This is a genomic window from Sandaracinobacter sp. T42, from assembly GCF_059115405.1.
Genome location: NZ_CM181101.1, coordinates 509578 through 517500 on the forward strand (window position 1 = coordinate 509578; position 7923 = coordinate 517500).

Below are 7923 nucleotides of genomic sequence, written 5' to 3' on the forward strand. Positions count from 1 at the left end.
TCGCCGATCAGTCCCGGAAGAGGGGCGCGCGCTTTTCCAGGTTCGCCATCACCGCTTCCACCTGGTTGGCAGATCCGATCAGCGCTGTCTGCTCGACGGACTCCGCCAGCAGCACCTCGGCAACCGTGGCTGAAGGCGGCATGTTCAGCAGCCGCTTCGCAGCACGGATGGCGTCGGGGCTCTTCGCCGCGATGTCGGCCGCGCAGGCCAGCGCCTCGGCATGCGGGTCGGCGCTCAGCCGTGTGGCGATGCCCAGCGTCAGCGCCTCCGCCCCGTCGAAGACGCGGCCCGTGAAGGTCAGCTCGCGGAACTGATCATCCCGCACCAGCCCGCGCAGCAGCACCATGCCCGCCATGTCGGGCACCAGCCCCCATTTGATTTCCATCACCGACAGGCGGGCATCCGCCGCCACAAAGCGCATGTCCGCGCCCAGCGCCAGCTGGAAGCCCCCGCCAAAGGCCACGCCATGCACCGCCGCGATCACCGGCACGGGCACTTCGCGCCACACCATCACCGCCTGCTGCGCCCGGTTCGCGCCGCCGGGGGTGCGGGGGGTTTCCACCAGCCCGTCGCTCCGCCGCCCGCCGGCCATGCCAGCAAAGTTCGAGGTGTCGAGGCCGGCGCAGAAGGCCCGACCTTCGCCCGAGAGGACCACCGCGCGAACGCCGGTTTCCCGTTTCAGCTGCTCGCCCGTCTCGATGAGGGCGCTGAACATCGCATCGTCCAGCGCGTTCATCTTGTCCGCCCGCACCAGCCGCACATCGGCGACGCCGGCCTTCATCTCCACCCGAATGCGTTCCGTCATCTTCTTACGTCCCTCGCCTCGCAAACGCGGGGAAGTTAGATCGGCCGTCGCCGCCTGCCCATCGCTCAATTCAACAGGCTGCGCCGGATCAGCGCCTGCGAGCCGCCACGATGATGATCTCCACCTTGTAATCGGGCGTTGCCAGCCTGCCTTCGCTGGTGGCGCGGGCTGGCGGCGCGGTGGGCGAAACCCAGCTGTCCCACACGGCGTTCATGGCGTCGAAATCCGCGATGTCGGCCAGCCAGATGGTCGCCATCAGGATATGGTGCTTGTCGCTGCCGGCGCGCGCCAGCAGGTCGTCGATCTCGGCCAGCACGGCCCTTGTCTGGGTGGTGATATCTGCGCCCGGCGCACCGATCTGGCCCGCCAGATAGATGGTGTCGCCGTGGATGACGGCCTCGCTCATGCGGGAATTCGGGTCGATGCGGGTAATGGTCATTCGGGTGCCTTTCCGTGCAGTCGGCGCCGACCTGCCCGATAAAGGAACCGCCGCGCAAGCCGCGCAGTCGATCTGGTCCAGAAGGATGAAATGGTGGGCGCGGCAAGGATTGAACTTGCGACCACTGCGATGTCAACACAGTGCTCTACCACTGAGCTACGCGCCCACTCGGGAGGCGGGCCATAGCCGTCCGCGCGACAAAGGGCAAGTGCCCCCGCGCACGCCGGATGCGACGCCCTCAGCGTTGCCCCAGCGCCGCCTTCAGTTGCGGCGGCGGGGTCATTCCCATCGTCAGATACAGCCTCGCGATATCGTCGAACTTCATGTCCGGCAGCACATGCACCCGGTCGGCGGCCATCAGCAGCAGCGCTCCGCCGATGGGCACCGGCGCGGTCGGAATCAGCACCAGCACAGATGGCACGCCTTCCACGTCGATCGGCTCGGGCGAGGCCAGAAAGGCGATGGTGTCGACACCGCCGCCAAACGTCACGCGGCACACCGCCATGGCCGACATTTCTTCCGGCCGCTGTCCCGAAACGCTGCGCACCAGCTGGGCGACCGGGCGATAGACATTGCCCAGCAGCGGGATGCCGCCAATGGTGCGATCGACGGCGTCCTCCAGCACCTTCTTCGCGCGATCCCGCACCAGAAGCCCCAGCGCGGTGATGAATCCGATCACCAGCGCCCAGCCGATCGCGAAGCTCAGCAGCCCGCCTTCGGCATCGTCCACAAGCATCCGCCCGCCCGCGCTCAGCGCCCGCCCGACGGCCGTGTCCGGCCCCACGAAGGCGACGATCTGCCCGCCCACCCAGGCCAGCACGATCGCCGTCAGCAGAAGGGGCGCCAGGAAGGCCAGGCCCGTCAGGAACGCGCCCACCAGGCGCATCGGATTGAACCGGCTTCGGGCCGGTCCGGTCATGCGGTCAGCTTCGCAAGGATCGCATCACCCATGCCGGCGGTCGTCAGCGTGCCGCCCAGATCCCGCGTGCGGGCGCCGGCGTCCAGCGCGGCCTCCACCGCCGCCTCAACCCGGTCGGCCGCATCGGCGGCGTCCAGCGAATGGCGCAGCGCCATCGCCAGGCTCAGGATCGAGGCGCAGGGATTCGCCAGCCCCTGCCCGGCGATATCCGGCGCAGACCCGTGGATCGGCTCATACAGGCCCGGCTTGCCGGGTTCGCCAAGCGCCGCAGACGGCAGCATCCCCAACGAACCTGTCGACATGGCCGCCAGGTCCGAAAGCAGGTCGCCGAACAGATTGTCGGTCAGGATGATGTCGAACTGCCGGGGCGCCTTCACCAGCTGCATGGCACAGTTGTCGGCATACATGTGGCTCAGTTCGATATCCGGATAGCGCTCGTTGCGCAGGCGCGTCACCTCTTCGCGCCACAGCACGCCCGATTCCATCACATTGGCCTTCTCGACCGAGCAGACCCGGCCGGATCGCGCCCGCGCCAGTTCGAAGGCGGTCGTCGCCACGCGGCGAATCTCCGACGTGGTGTAGCTCTGCGTGTTGAAGCCGCGCCGTTCGCCGTTCGCCAGCGTCTCGATGCCGCGCGGCTTGCCGAAATAGACGCCACCGACCAGTTCGCGCACGAACAGGATGTCCAGCCCCTCGATCACCTCCGGCTTCAGCGTGGAGGCGGACGCCAGCGCCGCGAAGCAGCGGGCGGGGCGCAGGTTGGCGAACACGTTCATCGCCTCGCGCAGGCGCAGCAACCCGGCCTCCGGGCGGATCGCATAGGCGACATCGGCCCATTTCGGCCCGCCGACCGCGCCCATCAGCACGGCCGTGCTGGCCAGTGCCGCGGCTTCGGTTTCCGCCGTCAGCGGCACGCCATGCGCATCGATGGAGGCACCACCGAAGGCCGCTTCGGAAACGGAAAGGCCGGGCAGCGCCAGCGCATCCAGAATACGGCGGCTCTGCGCCGTCACTTCGGGGCCGATCCCGTCGCCAGGCAGAAGGAGAAGGCTTTTCATCGTTTCGCGGCTCCGGCGATCCAGGGGCGTTCGGCTGCCAGCCGGGCTTCGTAGGCGGCGATCTCGGCCGCGGAGCCTTCGGTGATGCCGATTTCGTCAAGCCCGTTCAGAAGGCAATGCTTGCGGAAGGGATCGATGGGAAACGTCCAGCGGTCCTGATAGGGCGTTGTCACCACCTGGTTCTCAAGGTCGACCGTGATCGGCTGGCCCTCGGCGGCAACCGCCATCAGCCGGTCGACCGCCGCCTGCGGCAAGGCCACCAGCAGCAGCCCGTTCTTGAAGCTGTTGCCCGAAAAGATGTCGGCAAAGCCCGGCCCGATCACCACGCGGAAGCCCAGATCCATGAGCGCCCAGGGCGCATGTTCCCGGCTGGAACCGCAGCCGAAATTGTCCCCCGCGATCAGGATCGGCGCGCCCCGGTTTTCGGGCCGGTCGAACAGGTTGTCCGGGTCTTCGCGAATCGCCGCAAAGGCTCCCTTCCCAAGCCCTTCGCGCGTAACGGCTTTCAGGAAACGCGCCGGGATGATCACGTCGGTGTCGACATTGGCGGCGCCGAACGGCACCGCGCGGCCGGAAAGGGTGGAAAAGGGCTGCATGCCTTCTGCCCTAGGCGAAGGCGGCCGAGGTTGAAAGACCCCGGCGCCCTGCCCGGCCGCCGCCTCAGGCGGCTTCGTCTGACTCGGCGGCCGCAGCTGCAGCGGCGGCATCGGCTTCGGCCTGCTTGTGCGCCTGGTAGCGGGCGACGGCAGCAAGAACCAGCGCTTCGGCACCGGCCACGTCCACCAGTCGGCTGAACTTCGCCCACTTCCCCTTTTCCAGATCCTTGTAGTGCTGGAAGAAGTGGCCGATCTGCTCGATCAGCACGGGGGGCAGTTCGCTGTAGTTCTTCACATTGGAATAGAAGGGGTGCAGCTTGTCCACCGGAACCGCCAGGATCTTCTCGTCCCCGCCGGCTTCGTCCTCCATCAGAAGCGCGCCCACCGGGCGCACGCGGATCACCGCGCCGGGCACCACGGCATGGGGGCCCACCACGATCACGTCGATCGGATCGCCATCTTCCGACAGGGTGTGGGGCACGAACCCGTAGTTGCCGGGATAATACATCGCCGTGTGCAGGAAGCGATCGACGAACATGGCGCCCGATTTCTTGTCGAGCTCATATTTCACCGGCACGCCGCCCATCGGAATCTCGATGATGGCGTAAAGGTCTTTGGGCGGATTTTCCCCGACGGGAATCTGGCTGATGTCCATGGCGCGCGCCATGATGGGCAAAGCGCCCCACGTCAAGCCGAACTAAGGTCATGGATGATGCCATCGGGGCGCATGGCTGCGCCCCGATGGCCCTGATTCAGAAGCGGAAGCGGCCAGTGATCCCGAAGGTGCGCGGCTCCCCGGGGAATGTCACGAACAGCTGGTTCGCCGTTGTGGTGATCCCCTGCGCCACGCCGCGGAACGTGCCGCCGCCCTGCAGCGGCGCATCCGCGCTGATCTGGAAATAATGCTTGTTGAGCAGGTTCTGTCCCCACAGCTCGACAGACCATTTCCGGTCCGCGCTGGACAGGCCCACCCGGCCGTTGAACAGGATGAACGCCTCCTGCACCTTTTCCAGATCCAGGTCGGAACCGGTGTTGTAGCTGTCGGTGAAGCGGTAATCCAGGTAGAACAGGCCCCGCAGATTGTCCCCGATGGGCGGCGTGTAGGAAACCGAACCGGACACCACATAAGGCGACGCGTTCGAGATCTGACGGCCCGGCAGCTGGAACAGCACCGGCGAAAGCGGACGCCCGTTCGTGCCGACCAGATCCTTGGCAAAGCGGGTTTCCGCATAGGTCAGGCCCGCCGTGAAGGACAGATTCTCCACAGGGCTTGCCTGCAGCTCGATTTCGATGCCCTTCGAAACCACGCCCGGCTTCAGCCGGTCGGTCGCGCAACCGCCGGTGGCCGCGGATCCGTCGCTGTCGGTGTTGCCGAGATCGTCACGGCAGCCCTGAACGTTCGTCACCTCGAAGTTGACGCCATTGTAGGTGTTCAGCTGGAAGTTCGAGAAATCCTGCCGGAACAGGGCCAGGTTCGCGTTGAAACCAGGCCGCGAGAACTTGACCCCCAATTCATAGGCATCGACGGTTTCGGCCCCGAACTGCAGGTCGATCGCTTCGGGTCTGGCATTGCCCACCGTGTTCGCCGGCAGCGCGAGCTGCGCCGAGCAGGCCGCCCGCTGCGCCACGGTGCCCGCATTCGGGTTGCAGACCAGATCCAGGGCGGACGTATCGAGGTTGAACCCGCCGGCCTTGTAGCCGCGCGCCCAGCTGCCATACACCATCAGGTCGTCGGTCGGCTTCCAGCTCAGCACGACGGTGCCGGTCCAGCGGCTCTCGCTGATGCGGGAGCCTTCCGATCCGGCGGCGATCCCCGGCCCCGCGGTGGAATTGATCGCGCAGGGCACGGCCGCAGCGGCCGACGCCATGTTCCTCAGCGCGGTGCACAGCGTATTGGTGTTGTTGAACACCCCGTCGATCTTCTTGCGCTCGTTCGTGTAGCGCGCACCGACCGTCAGGATCAGGCGATCCTCGATGATGTCGAAGCTGTTGTGGGTGAAGAAGGCGTAGTTGCGGCTTTCATGATCGAAATAGCCGCCGTCGCCCGCACCCGTGCCGGGCAGGCGCGCCGTTCCGGTTGCAGCGGCAAGGCCGGCATAGCCCGGCCACACGCTCGCGGGCAGCGACGTGCAGCGTGGCAGCGCCGGGTTCAGTGAGGCGGGCGCCAGCGACGCCACGATAAGGCAGTCGCCATAGCGTTCCGAATCGGCCCCGAAGCGGATGTCGTCGCTGGTGCGCAGGGTTTCATTGGCGAAATAGCCGCCGACCAGCCAGTCCAGCCGGTCTTCGAACAGGGTGCCCTGCAGCCGAAGCTCCTGACTGAACGTCTTGAAATGCCGGACCTGATTGGTGCGACCCCAGAAGTCGATGTCGGTGAAGTCCGCATCGGTGCCGGTATGCACCTTGTAGTCGCGATAGGCGGTGATTGAGGTCAGGCTCGCGTCGCCAAGATCCCAGTTCACTTCGCCGGAAATGCCCCAGTCGTTGCTGTCGGACCGGAAATCCCGGTACGGCGTCAGTGCCGCCTTGAACAGTTCGCCGCGCGGTGAAGTCACGCCCAGCCCGCGAAGGATGGGCTCAAGGGTGTTCGGCAGGATCAGCACATTGCCCTGCCCATCCCGCGCGAGCGAGCGCGCCGGCAGGAAGGATGCTGCGCAGCATTGTTCCCGCTTTTGCGAGTAATCCCCGATCAGCCGGATCTCAAGATCGTCATTCGGCGTGAACAGCAGCTGCCCGCGAAGCATCCAGCGGTCCCGGTCATTGAAGCGGCGATCAGACCGGATATCCTCGACGAAGCCGTCCCGCTTGAACCACAGCCCTTCCAGCTTGGCGGCGATGTTGTTTTCCGAAATCACATAGTTCACGCCGCCTTCCAGGCGGATCGCATTGAAATTGCCATAGCTCGCTGCCGCGTAGCCGCCGTTGTCGAACGATGGCTTCTTCGTCACGATATTGATGAGGCCAGCCGAAGCGTTACGGCCGAACAGGGTGCCCTGCGGTCCGCGCAGCACCTCGATCCGCTCCACCTCGCCCAGTTCGGACAGGCCCGTGCCGGTTCGGCTGCGATAGACACCGTCGATGAACAGCGCGACAGAACTTTCGAGGCCGGGGTTTTCCCCCACTGTCCCCACGCCGCGCACGCGGGCGGTGAAGTTGGTTTCCGATGTCGCGCCCGAAACCAGCAGCGAGGGCGCCAGCTGATTCAGCGCCCGGATATCGTTCACGCCACTTGCTTCAAGCTGCTGCGAAGAAATGGCGCTGACGGCGATCGGTACATCGGACAGCGCCTGCGCCCGCCGCGTCGCTGTCACGATGATGTCACCCGCTCCAAGCTGAGGCGTTTCGGCCGACTGGGCCAGAGCGGAAGCCGCTGGCAAAAAGGCGGATGCAACAAGCGCACCAATGGCGCACGACAAACGCAGGCCGTTCATCAATTAGTCCTCCCCACGGGCTTCATGCCCTTTGCACGAATACTGCGCACAATGGTCGGAACATGCAATGTGCCCAAACGAGCATTATCAGCATTGTGAACGGATGTTGCGGCAGAAGCACACAGGCTGGCATGGCATGCTCTACTGCAGCGCAGCATACCCCACACTTGGTGCATACGCATTACGGACAGCGAAATCTCCCGACCAACGTCAAATCGTCAGAAGCCAGGCCGGAGACGCAACTGATATTATGTCATGCTGCAAATGCGAGAGTCGCAATAACCATTGCGCCATCTTGATTTGAGTCTCTTTTGAATCATAAGTCGGAATCGTGTGTTGCGTAAGGAATGGGGCATTTGGATGGACTTCTCATATATAATTGAAAGAATTCGCGAATCTTCGTTCGAAACAACGCCATTTCGTCATGTGATGATCGCGGACCTGTTCCGGCCGGACGATTTCGAATTTGTCACGTCCGCCCCGGAAATCCGGCTCGATCCGCAGGCCTCCGATAACGACCTGTTCGACAGTCTCTTCCGGTCCGGCTACCGCATCATCGATTTTCCCGGCTGCATCACGGACCGGGGTGCCTATCTTCACTGGCGCCGCACTAGGCAGTCCGGCGTCAGCAGGATCCATTCGGCGTGCGAAGGCTTCGGGATGACCTTGCGGCTC

8 protein-coding genes and 1 tRNA gene (1 of these 9 only partly in view) are annotated in these 7923 nt (G+C 65.0%); 1 reads left to right on the forward strand and 8 read right to left on the reverse strand.

Going from position 1 to position 7923, the window contains the following annotated elements:
• Positions 1–7: 7 nt before the first annotated feature.
• From ACW9TV_RS02435 to ACW9TV_RS02470, 8 genes are all read right to left on the reverse strand, one after another.
• Positions 8–805, reverse strand: coding sequence for a crotonase/enoyl-CoA hydratase family protein (locus tag ACW9TV_RS02435; RefSeq protein ID WP_494304275.1), 798 nt, complete (start codon positions 803–805; stop codon positions 8–10).
• Between the two features lie 88 nt (positions 806–893).
• Positions 894–1244 carry a RidA family protein gene (locus ACW9TV_RS02440; RefSeq protein ID WP_494304276.1) on the reverse strand — a complete coding sequence of 117 codons (351 nt, stop codon included), beginning with the start codon at positions 1242–1244 and terminating at the stop codon, positions 894–896.
• A 91-nt stretch (positions 1245–1335) separates the two neighbouring features.
• A tRNA-Val gene (locus ACW9TV_RS02445) sits at positions 1336–1410 on the reverse strand.
• Positions 1411–1482: 72 nt separating this feature from the next.
• The gene (locus ACW9TV_RS02450; protein ID WP_494304277.1) at positions 1483–2163 is read right to left on the reverse strand and encodes a DUF502 domain-containing protein; all 681 of its coding nucleotides are present in this window, start codon (positions 2161–2163) and stop codon (positions 1483–1485) included.
• Positions 2160–3221, reverse strand: coding sequence for a 3-isopropylmalate dehydrogenase (leuB, locus tag ACW9TV_RS02455; RefSeq protein ID WP_494304278.1), 1062 nt, complete (start codon positions 3219–3221; stop codon positions 2160–2162). The genes ACW9TV_RS02450 and leuB overlap by 4 nt, the downstream gene beginning before the upstream one ends.
• On the reverse strand, positions 3218–3817 hold the full coding sequence (gene leuD / locus ACW9TV_RS02460; RefSeq protein ID WP_494304279.1) for a 3-isopropylmalate dehydratase small subunit: 600 nt from the start codon (positions 3815–3817) through the stop codon (positions 3218–3220). The genes leuB and leuD overlap by 4 nt, the downstream gene beginning before the upstream one ends.
• 64 nt (positions 3818–3881) lie before the next feature.
• On the reverse strand, positions 3882–4472 hold the full coding sequence (gene ppa / locus ACW9TV_RS02465) for an inorganic diphosphatase (protein WP_494304280.1): 591 nt from the start codon (positions 4470–4472) through the stop codon (positions 3882–3884).
• A gap of 97 nt (positions 4473–4569) precedes the next feature.
• Entirely contained in the window at positions 4570–7248 is a 2679-nt protein-coding gene (locus tag ACW9TV_RS02470) for a TonB-dependent receptor (protein WP_494304281.1), read from the reverse strand.
• A gap of 336 nt (positions 7249–7584) precedes the next feature.
• Here ACW9TV_RS02470 and ACW9TV_RS02475 point away from each other — a divergent pair, with 336 nt between their 5' ends.
• Positions 7585–7923: the 5' portion of a hypothetical protein gene (locus ACW9TV_RS02475; protein WP_494304282.1), read on the forward strand. Its footprint extends 666 nt past the window's final position; 339 of the gene's 1005 nt are visible here — the first part of the coding sequence; it begins with the start codon at positions 7585–7587; its stop codon lies off the right edge, out of view.

What these genes read in the sequence shown, in the direction of transcription:
- ACW9TV_RS02435 (WP_494304275.1), bottom strand. Translation starts at nt 805, where the DNA reads ATGACGGAACGCATTCGGGTGGAGATGAAGGCCGGCGTCGCCGATGTG.
- ACW9TV_RS02440 (WP_494304276.1), bottom strand. Translation starts at nt 1,244, where the DNA reads ATGACCATTACCCGCATCGACCCGAATTCCCGCATGAGCGAGGCCGTC.
- ACW9TV_RS02450 (WP_494304277.1), bottom strand. Translation starts at nt 2,163, where the DNA reads ATGACCGGACCGGCCCGAAGCCGGTTCAATCCGATGCGCCTGGTGGGC.
- leuB (WP_494304278.1), bottom strand. Translation starts at nt 3,221, where the DNA reads ATGAAAAGCCTTCTCCTTCTGCCTGGCGACGGGATCGGCCCCGAAGTG.
- leuD (WP_494304279.1), bottom strand. Translation starts at nt 3,817, where the DNA reads ATGCAGCCCTTTTCCACCCTTTCCGGCCGCGCGGTGCCGTTCGGCGCC.
- ppa (WP_494304280.1), bottom strand. Translation starts at nt 4,472, where the DNA reads ATGGACATCAGCCAGATTCCCGTCGGGGAAAATCCGCCCAAAGACCTT.
- ACW9TV_RS02470 (WP_494304281.1), bottom strand. Translation starts at nt 7,248, where the DNA reads ATGAACGGCCTGCGTTTGTCGTGCGCCATTGGTGCGCTTGTTGCATCC.